The organism is Kordiimonas sp., assembly GCF_048260245.1.
In the GTDB taxonomy this organism is placed as follows: Bacteria; Pseudomonadota; Alphaproteobacteria; order Sphingomonadales; family Kordiimonadaceae; genus Kordiimonas.
Map to the genome: position 1 here is coordinate 75,063 of NZ_JBLXGZ010000003.1, position 21,164 is coordinate 96,226.

Annotated in this window: 19 protein-coding genes; 5 read left to right on the plus strand and 14 right to left on the minus strand. The window is 55.0% G+C overall.

All coding sequences use genetic code 11. The features are described 5' to 3' along the window. Positions 1-5: 5 nt before the first annotated feature. The 8 genes from ACN0VM_RS02820 to ACN0VM_RS02855 all read right to left on the minus strand — a co-directional run bounded on the left by ACN0VM_RS02820 (position 6) and on the right by ACN0VM_RS02855 (position 7,084). Positions 6-716 carry a CpaD family pilus assembly lipoprotein gene (locus tag ACN0VM_RS02820; protein WP_417449324.1) on the minus strand — a complete coding sequence of 237 codons (711 nt, stop codon included), beginning with the start codon at positions 714-716 and terminating at the stop codon, positions 6-8. Between the two features lie 15 nt (positions 717-731). Further along, positions 732-2,171 carry a type II and III secretion system protein family protein gene (locus ACN0VM_RS02825; RefSeq protein ID WP_417449325.1) on the minus strand — a complete coding sequence of 480 codons (1,440 nt, stop codon included), beginning with the start codon at positions 2,169-2,171 and terminating at the stop codon, positions 732-734. After that, positions 2,168-3,070, minus strand: coding sequence for a Flp pilus assembly protein CpaB (gene cpaB, locus ACN0VM_RS02830; protein WP_417449326.1), 903 nt, complete (start codon positions 3,068-3,070; stop codon positions 2,168-2,170). Before cpaB ends, ACN0VM_RS02825 begins: the two co-directional genes overlap by 4 nt. Positions 3,071-3,141: 71 nt before the next feature. Then, positions 3,142-3,633: an A24 family peptidase gene (locus ACN0VM_RS02835; RefSeq protein WP_417449327.1), complete on the minus strand. Its 492-nt coding sequence runs from the start codon at positions 3,631-3,633 to the stop codon at positions 3,142-3,144. Between the two features lie 117 nt (positions 3,634-3,750). Continuing rightward, positions 3,751-3,939 (minus strand): Flp family type IVb pilin, encoded by a 189-nt coding sequence (locus ACN0VM_RS02840; RefSeq protein WP_417449328.1) that lies wholly within the window; start codon positions 3,937-3,939, stop codon positions 3,751-3,753. Positions 3,940-4,480: 541 nt separating this feature from the next. Beyond that, positions 4,481-5,056 carry a TadE/TadG family type IV pilus assembly protein gene (locus ACN0VM_RS02845; RefSeq protein ID WP_417449329.1) on the minus strand — a complete coding sequence of 192 codons (576 nt, stop codon included), beginning with the start codon at positions 5,054-5,056 and terminating at the stop codon, positions 4,481-4,483. Then, positions 5,043-5,606, minus strand: a complete 564-nt coding sequence (locus ACN0VM_RS02850) for a TadE/TadG family type IV pilus assembly protein (RefSeq protein WP_417449330.1) — start codon at positions 5,604-5,606, stop codon at positions 5,043-5,045. The genes ACN0VM_RS02845 and ACN0VM_RS02850 overlap by 14 nt, the downstream gene beginning before the upstream one ends. Continuing rightward, a complete protein-coding gene (locus ACN0VM_RS02855) occupies positions 5,606-7,084 on the minus strand; it encodes a pilus assembly protein TadG-related protein (RefSeq protein ID WP_417449331.1) in 1,479 nt (492 codons plus the stop codon). The genes ACN0VM_RS02850 and ACN0VM_RS02855 overlap by 1 nt, the downstream gene beginning before the upstream one ends. 212 nt (positions 7,085-7,296) lie before the next feature. Here ACN0VM_RS02855 and ACN0VM_RS02860 point away from each other — a divergent pair, with 212 nt between their 5' ends. Then, positions 7,297-8,361, plus strand: a complete 1,065-nt coding sequence (locus ACN0VM_RS02860) for an alpha/beta fold hydrolase (protein ID WP_417449332.1) — start codon at positions 7,297-7,299, stop codon at positions 8,359-8,361. Here the strand turns inward: ACN0VM_RS02860 and hisN are convergent. Next, the gene (gene hisN, locus ACN0VM_RS02865) at positions 8,358-9,191 is read right to left on the minus strand and encodes a histidinol-phosphatase (protein ID WP_417449333.1); all 834 of its coding nucleotides are present in this window, start codon (positions 9,189-9,191) and stop codon (positions 8,358-8,360) included. The two genes, ACN0VM_RS02860 and hisN, sit on opposite strands and share 4 nt — an antisense overlap. A gap of 127 nt (positions 9,192-9,318) precedes the next feature. Between hisN and ACN0VM_RS02870 the strand changes: the two genes are divergently transcribed. Beyond that, entirely contained in the window at positions 9,319-10,458 is a 1,140-nt protein-coding gene (locus ACN0VM_RS02870; protein WP_417449334.1) for an NAD(P)/FAD-dependent oxidoreductase, read from the plus strand. A 19-nt stretch (positions 10,459-10,477) separates the two neighbouring features. Here the strand turns inward: ACN0VM_RS02870 and ACN0VM_RS02875 are convergent, their stop codons facing one another. Both ACN0VM_RS02875 and ACN0VM_RS02880 read right to left on the minus strand, forming a co-directional pair. Beyond that, positions 10,478-10,723: a GlsB/YeaQ/YmgE family stress response membrane protein gene (locus ACN0VM_RS02875; RefSeq protein ID WP_417449335.1), complete on the minus strand. Its 246-nt coding sequence runs from the start codon at positions 10,721-10,723 to the stop codon at positions 10,478-10,480. 11 nt (positions 10,724-10,734) lie between these two features. Further along, positions 10,735-10,950, minus strand: a complete 216-nt coding sequence (locus ACN0VM_RS02880) for a YqaE/Pmp3 family membrane protein (RefSeq protein WP_417449336.1) — start codon at positions 10,948-10,950, stop codon at positions 10,735-10,737. 203 nt (positions 10,951-11,153) lie between these two features. Here ACN0VM_RS02880 and ACN0VM_RS02885 point away from each other — a divergent pair, with 203 nt between their 5' ends. Further along, on the plus strand, positions 11,154-12,518 hold the full coding sequence (locus tag ACN0VM_RS02885; RefSeq protein WP_417449337.1) for a methyl-accepting chemotaxis protein: 1,365 nt from the start codon (positions 11,154-11,156) through the stop codon (positions 12,516-12,518). A gap of 14 nt (positions 12,519-12,532) precedes the next feature. Here the strand turns inward: ACN0VM_RS02885 and ACN0VM_RS02890 are convergent, their stop codons facing one another. Next, positions 12,533-12,967 carry a gamma-glutamylcyclotransferase gene (locus tag ACN0VM_RS02890; RefSeq protein ID WP_417449338.1) on the minus strand — a complete coding sequence of 145 codons (435 nt, stop codon included), beginning with the start codon at positions 12,965-12,967 and terminating at the stop codon, positions 12,533-12,535. Between the two features lie 292 nt (positions 12,968-13,259). After that, positions 13,260-17,189 (minus strand): beta strand repeat-containing protein, encoded by a 3,930-nt coding sequence (locus ACN0VM_RS02895; RefSeq protein ID WP_417449339.1) that lies wholly within the window; start codon positions 17,187-17,189, stop codon positions 13,260-13,262. A 173-nt stretch (positions 17,190-17,362) separates the two neighbouring features. Here ACN0VM_RS02895 and ACN0VM_RS02900 point away from each other — a divergent pair, with 173 nt between their 5' ends. Together ACN0VM_RS02900 and ACN0VM_RS02905 are read left to right on the plus strand one after the other, a co-directional pair. Then, a complete protein-coding gene (locus tag ACN0VM_RS02900; RefSeq protein ID WP_417449340.1) occupies positions 17,363-18,685 on the plus strand; it encodes an MFS transporter in 1,323 nt (440 codons plus the stop codon). Then, positions 18,682-20,430 (plus strand): ATP-binding protein, encoded by a 1,749-nt coding sequence (locus ACN0VM_RS02905; RefSeq protein ID WP_417449341.1) that lies wholly within the window; start codon positions 18,682-18,684, stop codon positions 20,428-20,430. The genes ACN0VM_RS02900 and ACN0VM_RS02905 overlap by 4 nt, the downstream gene beginning before the upstream one ends. Positions 20,431-20,443: 13 nt before the next feature. Here ACN0VM_RS02905 and ACN0VM_RS02910 read toward each other — a convergent pair whose 3' ends face one another. Further along, the gene (locus ACN0VM_RS02910; RefSeq protein ID WP_417449342.1) at positions 20,444-21,157 is read right to left on the minus strand and encodes a response regulator transcription factor; all 714 of its coding nucleotides are present in this window, start codon (positions 21,155-21,157) and stop codon (positions 20,444-20,446) included. Positions 21,158-21,164 lie beyond the last annotated feature (7 nt).

Genomic DNA, 21,164 nt, shown 5'->3' on the forward strand with positions numbered 1-21,164 from the left:
GCCCCCTAGTTTCTATCGCCAGCAGGTGGCCTGCTACCGACAGGTGCCGCTTGCGACGCTGCTTTTGGCAAACCGTCCAGCGATAGAGTGACGGTGGGGCCTGTTGGTTTGACAACCAGCGTATATATCGCGCCGACGGCCGCAGCGGTTGAATTGCCGCCGTTCTGGCCTGCAATCAGGTCACGCGGGTCGGCGACCATCAGCCCTAGATTTGCCGTGTTACTGCAGCCGAAATAGGCGCTGGCGTTGTTGCGTGTGTTGTTGGTTGGCTCATTGGGCCATTGGCCACAAGCGGGTGGGGTAACGATGTAGCGTTCCACATACAGGGTGATGTCACCGCCCTTCGGGGTGGCGCCCAGAGGAGCCTCCCCGCCGTAGACAAGGCCCCGTTTGCGCACGATATGGGCCACGGCATCCCGGCGGGCCGGTGTGCTATTGCTGTCCAGCATGATGGTGTCACCGTGACCAGCCCCAACGCTGCCAAGGAAGGCATGGAGAGATGCCTGCGCACTGGCGGAAAGAGTGTCCGTATCATCCTCTTCCGCTTCTATTGTGTGGGCCATTCGCACCATGGTGACCGCATTGCGGGTAATGGCTTCGCCCGCCACCGGGTTTGCGGCCCGGTCATGGACACAGGCGGTCATGGATATCAGCGCAAGGCCAAGAAGAAGGGGTTTGAACGCGTTTGCGACAATGTTTCCTGATGGGTGCATCATTGTTCTCACCTTTCCTTAATCAAGCTGGAAGCCAGCGCGTTTCTTCAGGGAAGCGCCCGTGACCGTATCAAGCGAGGCGGCTGCCTCGGCGTTTGTGGGAACCCAGCGTTTGCCGTTGAGGAAGCGGTCCATATCGCCGGGGGCAATGTAACGGTCTGTCGGCAGGACCATTTTACGGTCGGACACCGGCCGGACGATATATGGGGTAACAACGATCAGAAGTTCGGTTTCCTCGCGGCGGAATTTCTCCGACCGGAACAGCGCGCCGAGGATCGGGATATCACCAAGGCCGGGGAATTTGTCGGCGTCCTGTACCACATTGTTTTGTAGTAGCCCGGCGATGGCAAAAGATTGGCCCGAGCCGAGCTCGATCGTTGTTTCGGCGCGGCGGGTGCTGATGGACGGAATACTGATGCCTTCCACGCGGATGGCCCCGGCGGTTGAGAGGTCGCTGACCTCAGGCTTTACATGCATGGAAATGCGACCAGTGTTCATCACCGTGGGGGTGAAATCAAGTTTGACGCCAAACTCGCGGTATTCGATGCCGATACCGTCACGGCTGGGAACCGGGATCGGGAATTCACCGCCAGCAAGGAAATTGGCTGTTTGCCCGGTGAGGGCCGTCAGGTTCGGTTCGGCGAGGACGCGCAGGAAACCCTCGCGGTCCATGGCGTCGATCGCCCAGTTGATATCAAGACCACTGCCGCCGATGTTGCCGACAAGGCTTGAGGCGTCATTCACCGAATTGAATAGCCGTGTGGGCAGGCCGGTGGCCTCGCTCAGCACGACATCTGCCACGTTGCGGGTCTGTAGCAGGCCAAAGACAGAGCTGCCGCTTTGGGCAAAACCCTCCCACGATACACCTAGCTGTTTGAGCACGGTGCGGGACACCTCCGCGATGCGCACCCGGAGGTTTACCTGAGTGGGCTGGGTGACGTTGATGCTGTTCAATACTTGATCGGTATCCAGCACGGAATGGGCAAGACGTTCTGCCAGCGCGGCTTCATCCGGCCCGCCGACGCTGCCTTGCAGCACAATAAGCCGACCAACGGTGGTAATCTCGAGCGGTACACCCGGCAGCATACGGTCGTAGGCTGAACGCAGGGCGGCAAGGTTGCGGGTGACCTGCACCGTCGCGCCGTAGATGGTGTGGTCCTGCTCATCAAGTGCGTAGAAGGTTGTCTCGCCCTGGGCTTTGCCAAAGATATAGACAACGCGGGCGGATTTGACCTGTACGTCAGCCACTTCCGGGTTTGCGATGAATATTTCTGCCGCCGGGCGGTCAAGGCGGATAAGCGTACCCTTGCCGACTTCAATCGTCAGGCTTTTGCCTTCGGCGTTCATCACCTGTGCGCCCGACACGGCCTTCAGGCCGGATGCGCCAGCCTGTTGGCTCAGGCACAGGGCGAGGCCAAGCAGCGCACTTTTGACGATATGTGATACGTTCATGATCATTTTTTATCGTCCTCTTGCTGGGCTTCGAGCGACACGAATGTGCTGCTGTTGCCTCGCGTAACACGCACGGCTTCACCGTTCTTTTCTTTGACTTCCAGGGACGGCAAAAACTTGCTGACCTCATTGCCCATGGTGTGGGAGAGCGTGTCACCCACCGGTGGGCTGTCGGGGTTCGCTGCCAAGGTGCCTTCCTCTGATGCGAGGCTTCTCAGGCTCAGGGAAAGCGAACCGATGCTTTCCAGCATGGCGACCTTCTCTGCCATCTTGGGTGTCACCTCAAGCGTTGCGGTTTTGGCAATGCGCACTTCGTCGCCTACAGCAGCCGTGCGCTGGTCAACACCCAGTACCCGCACGTTCTGAAACACAGTTTCCGCGATGTTGAAGCGCTCGGTGCGCGATTTTTCCACCGCGTGGGTGAGGATCACGTCCACCCGGTCTCCGGGGAAGACAAAGCCGCCAATGCCTGATGTGGGGGAAAGTTGCACAGTGATGGCACGCATACCGGGGGTAAGGATAGCGGCCAGGAAGCCACGCTCGCCCTGGCTGACAAGGGAAGAGCGTGTCACCGGTTCACCCGCCGTGAGCGGGCTGCGCACAACCTTGCCTGCGAGCCCTTTGGGGGTGGCCGGGGTTTCGTCCCCCCGTTTGCGTGATGAATAATAGGCGTCGTTGATGCCGCCTTCGGGCCACGCTTGCCACGTGAGGTCTTCCGGCTTGACGATGGTGCCAACGCGAAGGTCGCGCGCGGCGATCATTACCTTGCTGGCGTCTATCTGTTTGACAGCGACTTGCGCGGTTTGGCTGTTTTCCAGCCCGCCAAGATAACTGCGTGTCAGGATGACGACCGCAAAAACACCGACGGCGGCAAGAAGAATTAAGATTAAACTTTTGGGGTTCATAATGGCCCCTCCCGGCTTCCAAGTTGCCTGCCGGGGCCCGTGCAGGGCACACCCGGAAAACTGTGAACATGTCAGACTGAAACGGCGGAAACCTTATGTATACAGACCCACAAACCACCGGCCATAATAGCAACCCCATAAGGGACCTTGAGCGCTAGTGGCGAGGTGCTTCGTGAGGCACGTTGCCAGATGAGCAAGGCCAGGGCGACACACCCCCCCGCGAGCGCTGTATAAAATACGAGCGGCATCGCGAGCGCCGGTCCGGCCATCAAAGCCGTGGCGGCGAGCAGTTTGACATCGCCTCCTCCCATCATGCCGGCTGCGAACGCGGCGAGCCCGATGAGAAAAATGGTCAAACCCGTGGCGAGCGGCCACAGAAGGGCAATCGTTACCGGTATTCCGCCTATTATCTTTGCCGTGGCTGCCACCGCGAACAAAGCCAATATGAGAAGAGGGAGCCGGTTGGTGATCAGCCGGAAGCGAAGGTCGCTAATAGCGGCGGTGATCAGAACGCCCGCAAGCACGAAGTAAGTGCTCGTTTCTATGATGAATGCTGCCTGCATTGTGTTGCCTGAGATCCGTTTCTAGATCCGCGTTTCAGAAAAAAAGCCGCCGGAAAAATCGTCCCCCGACGGCTTTTTATAAAGCTTATGCTTTAGTCGGTCAGATGAACCCGAGGATTAACTCGTGGGGGCGTCGCCTGCCGTATCAACAGATGACGCAATCTCACCAAATTTGGTGCCGAGTGCGCCGCCAAGACCGCCGAGCGCGGTGATGAGGGCGATGGCAACGAGGGCGGCGATCAGACCATATTCAATGGCGGTAGCGCCTTCTTCGTTACGACGGATTTTATTCAGAAGTTTCAACATTTGCTTTCTCCAGCTGCCAAGATTGGATGACCAACTTATAGCGGGGGATGCCTAAATAAAAAGTTAATGAAAGCGATAAAAGCTGTTTAATTACAAATGGTTAATAAGAAAATGCGTGAAAATATTGTCTCTAATTTTATATGTTTTTTTAAAGCGTTGAAGACGTGTGGAAATTTGGTCATCGGCGCAGGAATGAACCGGACTTTTTCATGGTTAACAAACCTGTCCGCCGGGTGATGGGCGCACGCATGCCATGTTTAAAACAACCGGAATTTTGGCAAGGTGTTTTAATATTTTCCTCCCCTGTCAGGCTATTGGTCGCAAAATATAGCCCGATTCTGTCGCTTTGCGGTGGGCTGGAAAGCGATTCGAAACAGGGGCGGGGTAAAGATAATGGAGACTGCGCGCGCATTATAGGCGCATGAGGCCACGCCGCAGATGGGGCTGTAGGGAAAGAGACTGTGGGAAAGCCGGAAGGCACAGGCGAGACCGGCGCTCAGGCGGATATCAGGCGGCTCTCAGGTGGTTTTCAGGCTGGGCCTCAGGGCTCAATTTCCTGCAGGGCGCCGATTCGGGGCCGGAAGTAAGAGACCTTGCGAATGGTTTTTGCTTCAATGAAGCTGAATACCAGCGGTTCATAGCGGTAAAAAACTTCCGTTGCGAGAATGGTTTCATTGTCGCGCAGCGTTAAACCCGCAGGGAGCGTAACGGCATCCCCCTCTTGCCCCAGAGTGCTGGCGGCATCAAAGTCACCGCCGCCGGAGCGCTGCCAGAAGACTGACGCCACCACGTCCTCGGTCTGGCTGATAGACGAGATAATCGTTCGCGCGCGGTCGCCGGTTGGGAAGGGTTTCAGAATTTGCGGCACAGCCTCGAATATGTCTGCAATAACATCCTCGGATACCGTTTCGTCACGGGTCACAAGGTCAGCAATCGAGACAACAGTGTGCTGAAGCTTGAGGTTCATCAGCATATAATTGCCGGTTTCCACCACGCCGGTCAGCAGGGTCAGGAAAATGGGAACGGACAAGGCCAGTTCGGTCAGAATGGCGCCGTTCTGGTCGCGCCTTAACCGCGTCAGGACTTTAGAAGAACGCAGCTTCTTAATAGGGTTCATTGCGCACCGCCACTGTTGCAGAAATATTCACGTTGCGGGTGGCCCAGTCCATGAACCCGCTGAGGCTTGGCGCGTCATAGGTCACGCGGTACAGCACAATATCGCCCGCATCGCCAAGCCCGGCCACGGCCATGTCGTCATCCCACTGGCCGTTGCCATTCACGTCTGAATAGGGCTCGCCCGGATCATAGGCACCGCTATCGTTTTCATCGGTGAAAGGCTCGGCCTCGCCGATGTCGCTGAACTGCTCATAGACAAGGGTTTCAATTTCAACTGCATCCATATCAACCCGGCCAAAGGTTTGCTCGGCGATGATCGCACGCACCTGATCCTCACGGGTGACACCGTCTTCCGTGCCGCCGGTGATGCCAAAACGCGAGGCGCGCAGCACTGCGTTTTCAATGGCAGCGGACAGGAAAAACAAATTGGCCACCTCAAGGGTACCGATAATCAATACCAGAAGAAGTGGCAGCCCGATCGCGGCTTCCACGGCGCTGGCGCCAGCCCGGTCGCGCATGAGGCGCCTGATATGCTGAAGCAGCAGCGCCATTATTTGGAAAGCCTCAGGTTTGAAAGCTGGCGGCCTATCTCTTCAAAGGCTTCGGTCAGCGACGATGCTGTTGGCGCGTGAAAATAAAATGCTGGGTTGGACGCACAGGCGGCATAAGCGTCCTGCGTGTCAGTATCCGGGGTGGAGCCAAAAGTGATTGTATAGATGAGAATCTCATCATCCTTGATGTTCTGGCATATGGTGTCGAAGCGGGTATCAAATTCGTCGCGCGCGTCATTGATACTGGTATAGCCAAAATCATGCAGTCGCCCGAATGCGGTATAATCGGAGCCGCCCAGCTCGCTGTCCTGGCTGATGAGTTCATTCACCCCGTCGGTCAGCATCACGATAACCTTGTCCATATAAGGTGTGTCGTGATCAAGCGGTAGCGTCGCCGGGCTGCCGGACCAAAGGCCTCGCCAGCGCGGGCTGATGACCCGCCAGCCCCAGACAAGGCCATAATTGGCCGCGGTACCGCCGAAGCTCCACGGTTCCATGACATCAATGGCGCTGAGGATCTTGCTTTTTTCCGCGACGAGCGGTGTGATCGCACTGGCGCAGCCACGGTTCGGGCCAAGGGCTGAGGATGAATTGTTCACTTCATTTATGGTGACCGTGCCGGTGTCGTCATCAATCCAGTTGTTGTCTTCATCGACAGAATACCACCCACGGCGGCGGCTATATTTCCAGTATGGGTCTGTATCAGCCCAGTAGAAGGGCTCAAAGGGAAGTACCGTTGGCGGGGTGTCGGTCTGGTCCTCGCCGTCTGTTCGCGCTTCAAGACAGCCTTTCCATTCCGTGCCGTGATAGTCGTTGTCCACCTTGTCCTGGCCGGCTTCAGAGAGCCAGCTATAGTTGCCGTCCCCCACATTGACATGGGTGATATATGGCACGACGCCGGCCCAGAGGTTGGTGTTGGTTTCATCATCGCCAAAGACAATCTCGATCAGGTCGGTCGCCGCTTCCTTCATGGTGTCGATTTTGTCGTCGTGGCGCATTGACCCGGTGTTGTCCATCACCAGGACAAGTTCCATGCCTCGCGTCTCGCGGCTCACCTCCGTACTGGCGCTTACGGTGATCGCATCATAGCCAAACAGGCGCATGAAGGTTGCCTCAACGCTGGCGCTGGCGGTCAAGGTGATCAATTCGTTGTCGGGACTGATGTCCACCACCATGTTGCTGTCGGTGACAACCCCGGCGACAGAGCTGACATTGGCGTTGAAAAACTCGCGGGCGTCATTTTCCATGTTGGTGACAGACATGGCGTGACCCGCTGCCAGCCCGGCGCTGTCGAGCGATTTTTGCAGGACATCCTTCACATAGAACATGCGGGCGCCGTCAATGGCCACACCTGCGGCTCCGGTCAGCATCAGCATGCTGCCCGCCACCATGGGCAGGAGGCTACCGCGCTCGTCGTGCAAAAACGACTTGAAGTTGCCCGCCACCCAAAGGATGCACTTGTCCCTGACCTGTTTCATGATTGACTGCCTGATTTTTTGCCTGCCTCATCATCGCGCGATCAGTTTGAAATTCGGTAAAGGACTGCTGCCAATTTTAGCAAAAATGGCATTGCTGGCGTGGACACATGACGTTTGCGCGCGCTGTTAAGCGCGCCGATGCCAAAATTTCGCCTTGTCTGAGAGCCTTAATGATGGCTAGGGTTTTGTCATAGAGCGTGGAGGCAATAACAATGAGCGATGAGCCGATGACAGCAAGTGAGGAAATGATAACCCCGGCGGCAGACCCTAAGGCGTCGGCTCCCGGCCCTGCCATTATGGCTTATGCGAAACAGCATCGCCGCGAGGTGCCCGTGGATGCCGTTTTTGGCCAGTTTTTGGCCGATGATGAAATGCCGATCCGTTTCGCGCGGTTTCCCGCCAGCAGGGTGATTGAGCCGAAGGGCACAATTATTTTTATGCCCGGCCGGACCGAGTTCATCGAAAAGTTTCTTGAAGACGTGCACATCTTCAACCAGATGGGTTTTGCCTGCGCGGCCATGGACCTGCGCGGGCAGGGCATGTCTTACCGCCCGCATCCCAACCGGGAAAAACATTACGTGCGCAACTTTGACACCCATGTTTCCGACGTGCGGGCTTTTTTCGACAAGAAGCTGGTGAACAAAATGCCGAAGCCCTTCATCCTGATGGGGCATTCGGCAGGAAGCCACGTGATCCTGCGCTTTTTGCATGACCATCCGGATTATGCAGATGCTGCCATTACCGTTGCACCGATGGTCAAAATCTTTACAGGCCCCATGCCGAAGTTTTTTGTCAAGGGCTTGCCGATGTTCATGCGCTTCATTGGCCGCGGTGCGGCCTATATCCCGGGACATACAGCCTTCAAGGAAGGGCGCTGGGGCTGGCGCAAGAAGCTCACGCATGATGAGGAACGTTTCTGCGACGAAGACTTTTTCATCAAGGAGAAGGACCGGCGTCTGGCAGTGGGCGGCGCCACATACCGTTGGTTGCTCGAAGCTTTGAAGTCCTGCGAAAAACTCAATGCCCCGGGATATCCCGAAGCGATCAAGACGCCGATCCTGATGTTGCAGGCGGAGCATGACCGCATCGTTGACAATGATGGCCAGTCAGCCTTTGCTGCCCGTTTACCGCACGGACGCCTTGTTGTGGTCAAGGGCGCCATGCATGAAATCCTCAAGGAGACGGATGATATCCGCGCGGCACTTTGGGAAGAAATCGGTGAGTTCATCGATCTTGAGAACGGCCCTGATTTCGGCCCCTTCGTTTCTCCCGACTAAGGCGCGCGGGGCAGGTCTGGATGTGAGCCTTCAAGTATCGTGAGGATGTCGTCAAGCATGGCCGGGTCACCCAGTGCCAGCAGGCGGCCGCAGTCGCCGGGGGCAGCACCTTCCCAATTGGTCGCGCTGCCGCCGGCGCCGCGAATGACCGGGATCAATGCCATCATGTCATAGGGCTTGAGGCCGCTTTCAATCACAAGGTCTATGTGCCCGGCTGACAGCACAGCATAAGCGTAGCAGTCAAGCCCGTAGCGAATAAGCTTCGAGCGCTCGCGCAGGGTTTCAAAGGCACCTCGTTCATGCGATTTGAAAAGCGCAAAATCGGTGGTTGAAATCGTAGCGTCTTCCAGTGCGCTGCAGGGCCGCGTGCTGATTGTCTCACCATTCAGCGAGGCGCCGCCCGGCCAGCCCAGATAGCGTTCACGGATGTAGGGCTGGTCAATCACACCGATGATTGGCACGCCGTTGTGGCGAAGGGCGATCAACGTGCCCCACGTCGGCAGGCCAGAGATGAAGGCCCGGGTACCATCCACGGGGTCCAGCACCCACTCATAAGGGCCGTTGGCTGGCTTGATGCCATATTCCTCACCAAAAATGCCGTGATCGGGGAATCGGGCTTCGATCAGGGCACGGATAGCTTTTTCGGCGCCCTGGTCGGCTTTCGTGACGGGGTCAAAGCCTGCACCCTTGTCTTTGTCGTCAACGGGGATGGATTTTTTGAAGTAGGCAAGAGTTACTTCCGCGGCGGCATCTGCCAGTTCAAGGGCAAAAGCCTTCAAGGTTTTCAGGTCTTGTTCGCTGATGGCCTGATCGCCGGTGGCGTGCGTCACGGTTTGTCCCCTTTTTAGGTGTGAAGCGGGGCTTGTGTGCCCGGCTTATAATTTTCATGTGCCCATGCCTTGCATGCGCGGCCACTTTAGATCACATATTGCGCAGTTATGAGCAACGGGAACCGGCATGATAGAGTGTGATTTTTTGGTCATCGGCGCAGGTATTGCGGGGGCAGGGGCAGCTTACCGCCTTGCGTCTCACGGCTCCGTTGTGTTGCTTGATATGGAAGAACAGGCTGGTTATCACACCACAGGCCGATCCGCCGCCTTTTACGCCGAGACCTATGGCGGCCCGATGATCCAGCCGCTGACGACCGCCTCCAAGGCTTTTTTTCACAGCCCGCCTGCCGGTTTCAGCGACGTGCCACTGGTAAAAACCTTGGGAGCGATCCACATATACCGGGCGGACCAGCGGGCGGAAGCCGAGCGACTGTACGGCGAACTAAGGGCGGCGCTGCCAAACGTTGAGCGTTTGAACGCGCATGAAGTCAAGGCCCGCGCCCCCCATATCGATACAAGTGGCCTGCTGGGCGGGATAGCCGACCCGGACTGCGGCGACCTTGATGTTGCCGCCCTGCACCAAGGCTATCTCCGTGCCGCGAAAGCGATGGGGGTGCAGATACTACTGGATGCCAGGTTTGACAGGGCGGCACATGACGGTACGCACTGGCGAGTAATAACCCGCAAGGGCACAGTAAGGGCCGGGACAGTCATTAACGCTGCGGGCGCGTGGGGTGACGACGTTGCCTGCCGGGCAGGGGTTGCGCCGCTGGGGCTGAAGCCGCTGAGGCGCACGGTTGTCACGCTGCCGAAGCCGCATGGTTTGCCCTATGATCGCCATGGTCCGGTGGTGCTGGATATTGACGAAGAATTTTATTTCAAGCCGGAAGGCGACGGCTACCTCGTGACACCGGCGGATGAAAACCCCAGCGTGCCATGCGATGCACAGCCCGAGCTTGAGGACGTTGCCCGGGCCGTAAGCTGCTTTGAAAAAGCGGTTGGCTGTACTGTGGTCCGCATCACGGCGAAATGGGCAGGTCTCAGGACCTTCGGCCCGGACAGGACACCGGTGATTGGTTTCGCCACCGATGCGCCTGCGTTTTTCTGGAATGTAGGGCAAGGCGGGTACGGGATACAGACCTCACCTGCCTGGTCTGACCTCATGGCGGCACTGGTTTTGCGGCAAGCCCTGCCGGCCTACCTGAGGGAAGCTGGCGTCCGGCCCGAAACATACAGCCCGGCGCGGTTCGTCACCGAACCGGCCTGACCAACTGTCGCTGCGTTGGCTAGCGACAGCGCCTGCGCCGCGTTTCGCCGAACGCGTAGACAAGGATCAGGGCGCCAACCACCCCGGCGATGATATCCCCAATAAGCCCAGTGGGGCCAAGGCCAGCCAGACCAAAGAGAAAGCTGCCGATAATCCCGCCAAAGATCCCAAGGATAATGTTGCCGATGGCACCAAAGCCTTCGCCGCGCATGATATGGCCTGCCAGAAAACCGACAAGCGCTCCTAATACGATTGTACTGATCATGATGATGCCCCCTAATATCTGCTGTAACGGCCATAGCGGCGATCATAGTCGACCTCGCGCCTTAGCTCGTCGTTGCGGTATTGGCTCAGGGCGTAAACCGCCCATATGGCGGCAACAGGCCAGCCGATAAAGGTGATCCAAAGGATCAGGTTCATCATGCCCTGGAAGGGTCTGTTTATGGTAAAGAATACCAGTGGTGGAAAGATAATGGCCAGTATCAGGCGCATCTGCTCCTCCTATTTCCTCGCGTTGTCGTATCTTTATTTATTTTATCTAATTCATGTGGGCACGCTTGCGGATGGTTTCAAGTTGGCACCCGTGTGAGGCAAGGTGTCGCCGCGTGTTTTTTTTTGTTCCGCCCGTCGACCCGGCTGTGCTAAGGAACTGATTAAGGGGCACTTTTTGGGTAAGTGATGGGGCACGGGCCGGTATGACGAACTTTCTGCGCAGGTTTAAGGTTAATGCACGTATCTGGGCATTAACAGGGCTTTCTTTTATCGGCATGGCGCTGATAATTATTGAATATTCCACGCTTATTCGGGAGTTGAAGGCTGGCAACGTGAGCGACGCACAGTTTGCCAGCGATGAGCAGGTGGTCTGGGTACTGACCGCTATCATGGTGGCCTTGATCCTTGCGCTTGCCGTCTCGATCACCGCGAGCATTATGCGGCCGCTGCGGGTTCTGCAGACGGAACTGGTGGCCCTGTCGGACGGCGAATACGATAAACCGATCACCGATCTTGACCACGAGGACGGCATCGCGGCCATGGCCAAAGCCGCAGAGGTTATGCGCCAGAAAGCGCTTGAAGCTGCCAAGCTGCGCGAGGAAGCGGAAGAAGCGAGACAGCAACGTGCCACGGAAGAGCGCGCTGCGGCAGAGCAACAGCACGCCGAAGAGGTCCGCAAGCGCGAGGAAGAAATCGTCCGTGACCGCGAGATGGCCGAGGAACGCCGCCGTATGCAGCTTGATCTCGCCAATAGTTTTGAAGCCGAAGTCTCAAGTGTGATTCAGACCCTGTCGGGCGCGGTGGTGGAATTGCAGATGGCAGCCAACACAATGACGGACGCGATTGAGCAGACCTCGCTTGAGGTTAACGCGGCCGCCAGCGCCACCGACGCCACAAGTCAGGACATGATCACGGTGGCTGAGGCTGCTGACGGCCTGACCGGCGCGATTGGCGAAATCCGCACACAGGTTGAGCAGGCCAACGCCGTCACCGGCGATGCCATGACCGTGGCGAAGGATGCGGAGGGCCGCGTGACCTCGCTGTCCAGCGCGTCGGAACGTATCGCTGAGGTTATCCACCTCATTAACGATATCGCTGAGCAGACCAACCTTCTGGCGCTCAATGCCACCATTGAGGCCGCGCGTGCGGGCGAGGCTGGCAAAGGTTTTGCCGTGGTCGCCAGCGAGGTGAAGTCGCTCGCGAACCAGACAGCGCGTGCCACGCAGGAAATTGAGGAGCAAGTGGGTGCCATGCAGCTTGCCACGCGTGAGACGGTGGACGCAGTGAATAAAATTCACAAAACAATCAATCAGGTCAGCGAAATCTCCGGCATGATTGCGGCCGCTGTTGTGCAGCAGGAAGCGTCAACGGGCGAAATTGGCCGCAGCGTGCAGAACGCAAGCCAGGGCACAGCCAACCTTGGCCAGAACGTAGGCCGCGTTCAGGAGATGACCGACAAAAGCGCTGGCGCCGCGCAGGTAGTCAACGAGAATTCAGGTGAGTTGACAGAGCAGGCCAGCGTGCTGGAAGGGGCAGTGAACCGGTTTCTAGAGCGCATGCGGGGCTAGGTCAGCCACCCCGTTCAGGATTTGAAAGCGGTGATCTTTTCGCGGTACCATGCCGGAAAACCATAAGCCTCGGCGGGTTTGAGGATGCTGTCTACATAGTCATTGTCTGCTTTGCCGGGCGTCATGTCGTCGGCAATATAGACTATGGCCGGCGCGATTTTGCCGCCACGAGTGAACACCAGCATGGCCTCGGGCAGATAGGCTGTGCCGGTCAGCTTGTTAATGTTGTCGCCATACAGGGTAGCCAGTTCCGCGTGGGTCATGTTGGCGAGAATGCCATACACAACACCGTCCCCGGCTTCGACAATATTGGCATAAGGCTGGATGACCAGTTCATAGCCGTTGATGCTGGCGGGTGCGAAGGCGCGCTTTTTGATGCCAGCATCCTCCAGCACCTTCATATTCATGTAACCGCCATAAAAAAAGACCTGCAGCTTGCGGTCAGCCATCTGTTGTCCTCTCGTCTTTACCCAATGGGACAGTGTGCACGCAAACGCGCCCGCGTCAATCTTTGTGAAGCCTATGGCCTTGTTTTATACGCATAAATAGTTGCAACAGCACTGTCGCCAGCAGCATGCTGGGGAGGCTGGTATGCGGGGGTGCGGTGGGAACAGGTGTTTCGCGGGCATTGGCTGTGCCTTTTCCCAAGACCAAACCCTGAACACCGCGATAAACATTGCTGATCACAGCACAAGGCATCCCATATGAGAATGCCCTGTGCAGTAGGGGGCGATAAGGCCCCTAGAGGGTTAAGTTGATACTGGCGAGATCACTGACCGTCAGGCCAACAAGGAACACACTTTCGTCACCTCCCAAGTCTAGCAGCACACCGGCCTGGCCCCCCTGTGTGGTTGCCGTGGCCGCCGACTGCATGTCACTGACATTCTCGAAACCTGTTGCCAGGAAACTCAGGTCAAGTGTGTCTTCTGATACATCAAAGTCGGCAATCGTATCGTTCCCGTTGGTCGCGCCGAAGATAAACGTGTCTGCGCCGTCCCCGCCCGTGAGCGTGTCATCACCACTTCCAGCCCATAGAGTGTCAGATCCTGCGCCACCATCAACTGCATCGCTGCCGGCACCGTTAAAGAGCATATCGCTGCCTGCACCACCCTCTACTGTGTCATCACCGGCACTGCCCCAAAGGAGATCATTACCGTCACCGCCATCAAGAACATCCCCGCCCTTACCACCGCCGAGGGTATCATCGCCGTTGTCTCCCGCGATAGTATCGTTGCCTTCATCACCCTTGCCGGCAAATACAAGGTCATTGTCGTCCCCGGCAGAGACAGTATCATCGCCCTCGCCGCCGCGCAGGGTATCACTGCCAGAACCACCGTTCACAATGTCATTCCCCCTGCCGCCGTCAATCAAGTCATCATCATTACCACCAGAGACATCATCGTCACCGTCACCACCATCAATCGTATCCCGGCCATTACCTGTTGTGATAAAATCATCACCACCACCTGATGCGATATTGTCATCCACGTCACCGCCGGTCACGGTATCTGCGCCATCTGTTGTGGCATGTTCGCCGATATCGTTTACTGCGATTGTGAAGGTGCGTGTATATGTTGCACCGAATGGGTCAGACGCTGTAACATCAAGGCCAACACTGCTCTCTTCCTCATAGTCGAGGCTGACCCCGTCTTTCAGTTTCAGTGTGTTACCAACAACCTCAAACCGACTGTCACTTGCCTGAAAGCTAATAGAGCCGCCTTCCGGGTCCCTCGCGGACAGTGTTCCGATAACCGCACCCCCCGCGTTTTCGTCCACAGATGCGCTGCTCAGACGAAGACTTGTTGGTGGGTCATTCCTGTTGGCGGATGTACCAATGTCGAGGTTAACGGTACCAAGCGTAACATTCTTGCGTGCTTCTTCATCAGTGGTTGAAATTGTTAAGGTTGCCGCGTTATCGCCCGTTATGTCTTCAGCGCTTGTATACTGAATGCTGGACAGGTCAGATAAATACGCTGCAATATTAGAAGCGGTCCCATGAATTTGTATATGCTGAACATCACCATCAACTGAGGATGTCAAAGATGCCTCCGATTGAACACCCGAAGCGCGGATTTTAAGCATATTGTCAGCGCCATTGGCATAGCTCAGCGTCCCGGTGTCTACAGATAGATTGACCTGTATTGTCGTACTATCTGCATCGGCAAAGCTAACACCCGAGAGGTCAAGATCGGACAGGGTTTCAATTCCGACGCTGATATCCGATGGGATGCCTGACGCTGTGGTGGGCTCGTCAATGAAATCAACCTCGACCTGTATACGGGTCGGGCTTGCAGCAAAAGTGGTGCCATCATTCACACTGTGGGTAAATTCAAGCAGAACCCCTGAGCTATATTCCGGGTCTACAACATTTTCTGGCACAAAGGTGAGGTTGCCGGCTGTTATATCTGCGACCTCAATAACGTCTCCCGCTTCCACATCAGCGCCAGAGAGCTGGAAGTTACCATCCACTGTGGCGAGCGTATCAATGCGCACTGAAACAAGACTGTCTCCATCAACATCTGAAAAATTAAAATCAGAAACCGTGAAAGTATAAGTTTCATCTTCATCAATCAGCGGACTGCTGGCCGTAGATGTTGGGGCGTCATTCGCTGCCACAACAGTAATATCACTTTGGGTGCCACCGCTTGCCGTACTTCCGGCGCTATCAGAAATGTCAGAAAAGGAAACTTCGCGCACGTCGCCTGTACTTGGGGTATCGCTCTCATTACGGTAGGTGACACTGTTGACTATGCCGGATGCTTGACCGCTACTCAATGTTCCTCCCGACAGGGCAACCTGGGTCATGTCACCGCTAACAGTAACAGTATAAGAAAGGCTGTTTGTCGTGGTCGTACCGTTGGTGCCAGCCGTCAGCGTAATATCCGTTCCGTCCACAGTCAGGATCTCATCTGCCCCGTCTGCTACATTCCGCACATAGAAGCTAAAACCGGTGATGGTTTGGCCCGCTTCCACCGGTGAGATATCAGCGCCGGAATAAACAGCCACGGCAGTGCCATCTTCTGTGAAGGTCGGGTCATCCGCTGTCAGGGTAATGGAGGGGTCATCTTCAACAGTGGTGACATAAGCCCCTACCGTATCACTGCTGGAATTACCGTTTGCGTCAGTCACTGTAACCGTAATGGTGCGAGCCCCCGCAGCTGGATCATCAGAAGAGTTACTATACTGGAAGTTCCGCATGACCACCTGAACAGCTGCATTTGTTGCATTGCTGTTGAACGTAACCGTGAGCGCTGTGCTGCCTGTGGCAATGCTGGCTACGCCGCCCGGTCTGTCCACTTCCGCAATAGAAACGGTGCCAATAACCTCACCGCCGTAGGTAATGTCTGTCCCGCTAATGCGGAAAAGTTCATTACCCGTTAAAATAATCTGATCGGTCGCATCTGGATTTCCGGTGATTTGGGCAGAAATGGTACCGCCGTCCCAATCAGCATCGCCGTCTGCATCCGACACCGTGCCACTTCCCGCTATCAGCTTGTAAAAATCATTTTCGGTGTAGTCGACATCAGCGGCTCCCATCAGGTCAAGGCTTGGGGCGTGATTTGGCACAGCACCCAGTCCACTCGCCACGCCACTTGAACTGGCTGTTGTATAATAAACATTACCAACCTGTGAGAGTGAGCCGCCGGTAATGCCGTTTACAACAACCGTACCATCAAAAATCTGGCTCATATCTGTTTCGGTTGTGGGGGTACCAATAACACGCGAAGCACCTGTGTCACCCGTCAGGCTACTGATGACCGTAGTGTTGTCTGAACCCTCGAAAACAACATAGCCACCGACATTATTAATAGAGGAAGCTGCGCTGCCGGATGAGGCAACAATACTGTCACTGAAGGTTACCGTGCCAGCGCTTGTGACATGCAGGTTCGCGCCGTGCCCTGCTGAACTGTTGCCGGTCAGTGTGCTGTTTTCAAAGGTTACGTCGGAACTGACGACCATCACACCCCCGCCATTTGAAGAGGTGGAACTGTTTTGAGCAATGACCGTGTTTGTAATCGTTATATTGTCAGCAAATGTCGAGGCATCTTGTTCGACACCGTAAAAATACAAGCCACCACCTTGCAAATCCGCACTATTATTTACGAAACTACTGTTGCTAATTGTAACGCTTGTGACGGCTGTACCAACATAGACAGCGCCTCCCGTATTTGCAGAGTTACCGTTAAAGTTGCTATCGTTGATCGTTAATGTGCCACTCGCAGCCACAATGGCACCACCGCTACCGCTGGCAGAAGAGTTCTGTATAACACTATTGGAAACAGTTACGTTGGTACCTTGCAGGTAAATTGCGCCACCGCTCGTAGCAGAGCCTTCCTGGATGGTTAAACCATTCAATGTGACATCATTGTCAGCACCCGAAAGGTTAAACACCTGGTTGTTACCATTGGCGGAGATGACAACATTCGGTATTCCGTCCCCGTCAATATCACCATCAATGGTTAAATCTACTGAGATTGATAATACCGAATCCACTGTAATGGCTTGACCATCAAGAGTGGCGCCGAAGGTTATTGTATCGCCGCTTGAGGCTCGACCAACAGCTTCCCGCAGCGAAAGGCCGCCGCCATCAGACATATCTGTCGCCAGGTCAGTATCCAATCTCCCGTTATCTCCGGAATCGCTGGTGGTGGTGACAATAAGCGTGGCCATAGTTGTTTACCCCTTGCAAAGCGCTGAATGCGGTGACTGTTATCAAAGCGTTAAGGAAAGGTTAACGATCAGAGGGGGCAAAACAATCGCCCAAAAGGGTGATTGACGGCAGATTTATTACGCGTGAACATAAGCTTTCACATTAAGGCAATTGCCACCAAGCTGGGCACCCTATGGCAGATATGACAGACACACAGACAAGTCCTTTTACGTGGTGGCAGCTCTTTTCCTACGGGTTCCTGACGGCGCCGCTCGCTATGGGTGGGTTTGCGCTTGTGATGTATATTCCCACCTTTTACGCCGTTGATCTGGGGCTTGGCCTTGGGCTGGTGGGTGCCGTGTTCGTGGCAGGTCGCCTGTTTGATGTGGTCACTGACCCGCTGATTGGGCATCTGAGTGATGAAACCCGCTCCCGCCTCGGGGCCAGAAAACCTTGGATGCTGCTCGGTGTGCCCGGCTTCGGTATCGCCGCATGGCTGCTGCTGGCGCCGCCTGAGGGGGCAGGGCTGCTATATTTGCTGATGGCGAGCGGGCTTTATTTCCTTTTTTACACTGTGCTTGATGTGCCTTACTCATCAACCGGGCTGGAGATATCCCCCCATGTGCATGAGCGCTCGGTCCTTGCCAGTTCGAAAGCCGGGTTTCAGGTTGTCGGCGCGCTGTTTGCTGCGACGGTACCGGCGGTGCTTATGCTGTCAATCGGCGACACACTACCGGTTATTGCACAAACCATTATGATCGCAGCGACCCTGGGGCTTATCTTATTTATGCACTCTATGCCCGAGCGGAACCGGATCGTGACCGAACCACGTGCGTCTCTTGTCAAAGCGATTAAAATGGTCTGGCAAAGCCGTCCCTACCGGACACTTATTTCCGGGTTCCTGATCGTTCAAAGCGCGAATGCCCTGACCGCTGGCCTTATGGTCCTTTTTATAACCCACCGCCTGAGTGCCCCAAGTCTTATTGGCCTGTTGATGGGGCTGCTTTTACTTTCTTCGGCTCTGTTTCTGCCCGTTTGGGTTTGGGTGTCGAAACGCAAAAGCAAACAATTTGCCTGGAGCTGCTCAGTGGTCACATGCTCAGTGGTTCTGGCGGCCTTTGCCTTTGTCGGCGAAGGCAATGTGATTGCCGCCGCAATTCTGGCGGCAATTATTGGAGCCTGTTTCGGTTGTGATGCTGTTATGCCAACATCCATGCTGGCCGATATTGTTTATAAAGGGGAAGAAGGCGGTAGAAAACGCTTGGGCGGCCTGTCGCTTGCAGTGAAAAACTCTGTATCCAAACTGGCCTTTGTCGTACCCATGGGGTTGGCTTTTCCCGTTCTGGACCTTGTAGGCTTTCAGGAACAAGGCCAAAACAGCATGCCGCAGCTTATGGTGCTTGTATTCTTTTTCTCAGGAGTTCCTATCCTGCTGCGGCTTTGTGCCCTGTACGTCATTAGCCGTATACCCACATCTATTCCTGCCACACCCGAATCACCGGCTACCATAACATGACAGACACACAGGCACATGACCTGAAAGACCTTCATGTTGTACAGGCCACGCTGTTAAAGCAGCGGACAAAGGGGTCCTGCCTGTTTGTCCTTTTTATTATATGTAACTATTTCATCATTCTGTATTTTACCGGGTACGAGCAGAAGGCGATTTCCTGGCTCGTGCTGGCATCCAGCATGGTGGGATTGGTTTACCTTTACGGCACAAAAGCCGGAGGCCCAATTATTACCCGCGATAATGTGGACCGGTACCTAATCGGTCACGTTTTTCTGTGCGGGCTGACAGGCCTGACCTGGGGCGGTTTTTCTATCTATCTGATCGACTGGTCTTCCTATTTCACCCTTTTTGTCGCCTGTGTGCTGGTGTTCAGCATTACGGTTGGGGGCATGCTGCCCAGTTCCGCTTACAGGCCCGGCTACATTGCGCTCTCGACCTTTAGCCTGGTGCCTCTGGCCATCTATATTATGGTGTATGGAAGCTGGCCAACATACCTGATGGGGTTTGCCATTCTTGTTTATTTTGCGTTTGGCATGATCACCAGTGCACGCGGTGAATTAGACCTTCGGGAAGCCATAACAGCCCGCAACACGCAGGCAATGACAGAGAAAATCAAGGCTCAGAACCAGATTATTCAGCGCGTTAACGAAGAAAAGAAACAATTCTTAGCCGCCACCAGTCACGATATGTCTCAGCCAATCCATGCGCAGGGATATTTTATTCAAGCCCTCAGAAAGCACCTGACGCAGCAGGACCAGCATGAGCTTCTGGATAAAATTGAGATGACGTGGCACCGCCAAAGCCAGTTCCTGCGCGGCCTTATGGATATGAACCAGCTGGATAGTGGCAGCCTGACCTCAAAGCCGGAATTTATCGACATCCAGAAGGAAATGCGCTTGCTGATGGATGAATTTTCAGAACAGTCCCGAATGAAAGGTCAGGAGCTGACATGGAACTTTGAAAAAACCAGATCCTATACAGATCCGACACTTCTCAACCGGATAGTACGAAACCTGCTGTCAAATGCCATCAAATATACACCTCGTCTTGGCACAATCCATGTAGAGGCCTGGCAACATAAGGACAAATGCATCATCACCATTGAAGACAGCGGTACAGGTATCAGCAAACAGGACCAAAAGCGGATTTTTGAAGAGTATGTTCAATTGGACTCTGAGCCCGGTCATGTTGATAGCGGTATTGGGCTTGGTCTTTCCATTGTAAAAAAGCTGTGTGATTTCCTGAAAATTCAGGTGAAACTGTCGTCCGCACCGGGGGAAGGCGCTACCTTTACCTTGATTATTCCCACACGCAAGAAAGACCTGGACCCTGGGGGAGGGGTTTGTGAGAAGTCAGAGATACTCACTTTTCAAAATACGCCTCTGGTTGTCATCGTTGATGATGAAGCTGCTATCCGGGAAGCCATGACTGGCCTGTTCACTGACTGGGGCTGTCAGGTTATTTGTGGCTCTGGCTCCGAGACAATCATCCCCCTTCTGGCAGCAACAGCGGCGACACCAGCTTTGCTGGTGGTCGACAAAACGCTGGAAAATGGAGAAAGCGGCGTTGACCTTATCGCTCTTCTTAGGGAGGAGGTGAATGAAGACACACCTGCCATATTGATGAGCGGGGGTTTGCTTTCCCAAACCGAGAAAGAACAACTGACGACTGTTCAGTTTCTGAGCAAGCCGGTCGACCCGATAGTCCTGAATGCAATTTTACAAAATAGCCTTAAAACACAATCTTAAAACATCAGAGTGTTTACAGTATGCCAAGGGCCTGCGCTTTTCTGACACAAGCAGTTCGCTTGTTCACACCGAATACCTGAAATATCTGCTTCAGATGTGTTTTGACCGTATTTTCAGTAATCGTCAGTGACCGGGAAATTTCCTTGTTGGAAGCGCCGGCGGCAATCAAGTTCAAAACTTCTATCTGTCTTTTTCCGAGAACCGGGATCTGACCCGATGATAAATCATCTTCAGCTTCGTTACTGCCCTCAAGCTGCCCCGGTGCATCATCATGCATAAATAACGTTTTTCCACTCAAAACGGTTTTAACCGCTTTAGACAAGGTATCGTTATCTGCTGATTTATGGATAAAGCCACGAGCCCCCAGTTTCTTCATTTCTACAATGGGCGGTGCCGTATTGATGCCAGACAACATCAGGACCGGTAACCGCTTTGTCTGCGCTTTGACAGCGGCTAAAAAGGCAAGGCCATTCATGCGGTCCATAATGAGATCACAGATAATGAGGTCAAACCGCTTCCCTTCACTAAGGTGGGTCAGCAGGTCTGCGGGGTCATGAAAGTTAGCCACCCTGTAACTGTCTGACATATTCTTGACCATAATGGAGATGCCTTCCAGAAACATCCGGTGATCATCCAGGACAGCAATGTGGGTCGACTTATTCACGTTTTCCTGTTCTCCGCACCGCAGTGAAGGGCTGTAAACCCACAAGGTCCATAAAATTTTCATATATATT

Excerpts from the sequence above, each read along its gene's own strand:
- ACN0VM_RS02870 (WP_417449334.1), top strand. The coding sequence starts at position 9,319 with ATGATAGAGTGTGATTTTTTGGTCATCGGCGCAGGTATTGCGGGGGCA.
- ACN0VM_RS02835 (WP_417449327.1), bottom strand. The coding sequence starts at position 3,633 with ATGCAGGCAGCATTCATCATAGAAACGAGCACTTACTTCGTGCTTGCG.
- ACN0VM_RS02850 (WP_417449330.1), bottom strand. The coding sequence starts at position 5,606 with ATGGCGCTGCTGCTTCAGCATATCAGGCGCCTCATGCGCGACCGGGCT.
- ACN0VM_RS02890 (WP_417449338.1), bottom strand. The coding sequence starts at position 12,967 with ATGGCTGACCGCAAGCTGCAGGTCTTTTTTTATGGCGGTTACATGAAT.
- ACN0VM_RS02895 (WP_417449339.1), bottom strand. The coding sequence starts at position 17,189 with ATGGCCACGCTTATTGTCACCACCACCAGCGATTCCGGAGATAACGGG.
- ACN0VM_RS02845 (WP_417449329.1), bottom strand. The coding sequence starts at position 5,056 with ATGAACCCTATTAAGAAGCTGCGTTCTTCTAAAGTCCTGACGCGGTTA.
- cpaB (WP_417449326.1), bottom strand. The coding sequence starts at position 3,070 with ATGAACCCCAAAAGTTTAATCTTAATTCTTCTTGCCGCCGTCGGTGTT.
- ACN0VM_RS02860 (WP_417449332.1), top strand. The coding sequence starts at position 7,297 with ATGAGCGATGAGCCGATGACAGCAAGTGAGGAAATGATAACCCCGGCG.
- ACN0VM_RS02910 (WP_417449342.1), bottom strand. The coding sequence starts at position 21,157 with ATGAAAATTTTATGGACCTTGTGGGTTTACAGCCCTTCACTGCGGTGC.
- ACN0VM_RS02840 (WP_417449328.1), bottom strand. The coding sequence starts at position 3,939 with ATGTTGAAACTTCTGAATAAAATCCGTCGTAACGAAGAAGGCGCTACC.
- ACN0VM_RS02905 (WP_417449341.1), top strand. The coding sequence starts at position 18,682 with ATGACAGACACACAGGCACATGACCTGAAAGACCTTCATGTTGTACAG.
- ACN0VM_RS02825 (WP_417449325.1), bottom strand. The coding sequence starts at position 2,171 with ATGATCATGAACGTATCACATATCGTCAAAAGTGCGCTGCTTGGCCTC.
- ACN0VM_RS02875 (WP_417449335.1), bottom strand. The coding sequence starts at position 10,723 with ATGATCAGTACAATCGTATTAGGAGCGCTTGTCGGTTTTCTGGCAGGC.
- ACN0VM_RS02855 (WP_417449331.1), bottom strand. The coding sequence starts at position 7,084 with ATGAAACAGGTCAGGGACAAGTGCATCCTTTGGGTGGCGGGCAACTTC.
- ACN0VM_RS02900 (WP_417449340.1), top strand. The coding sequence starts at position 17,363 with ATGGCAGATATGACAGACACACAGACAAGTCCTTTTACGTGGTGGCAG.
- ACN0VM_RS02885 (WP_417449337.1), top strand. The coding sequence starts at position 11,154 with ATGACGAACTTTCTGCGCAGGTTTAAGGTTAATGCACGTATCTGGGCA.
- ACN0VM_RS02880 (WP_417449336.1), bottom strand. The coding sequence starts at position 10,950 with ATGCGCCTGATACTGGCCATTATCTTTCCACCACTGGTATTCTTTACC.
- ACN0VM_RS02820 (WP_417449324.1), bottom strand. The coding sequence starts at position 716 with ATGATGCACCCATCAGGAAACATTGTCGCAAACGCGTTCAAACCCCTT.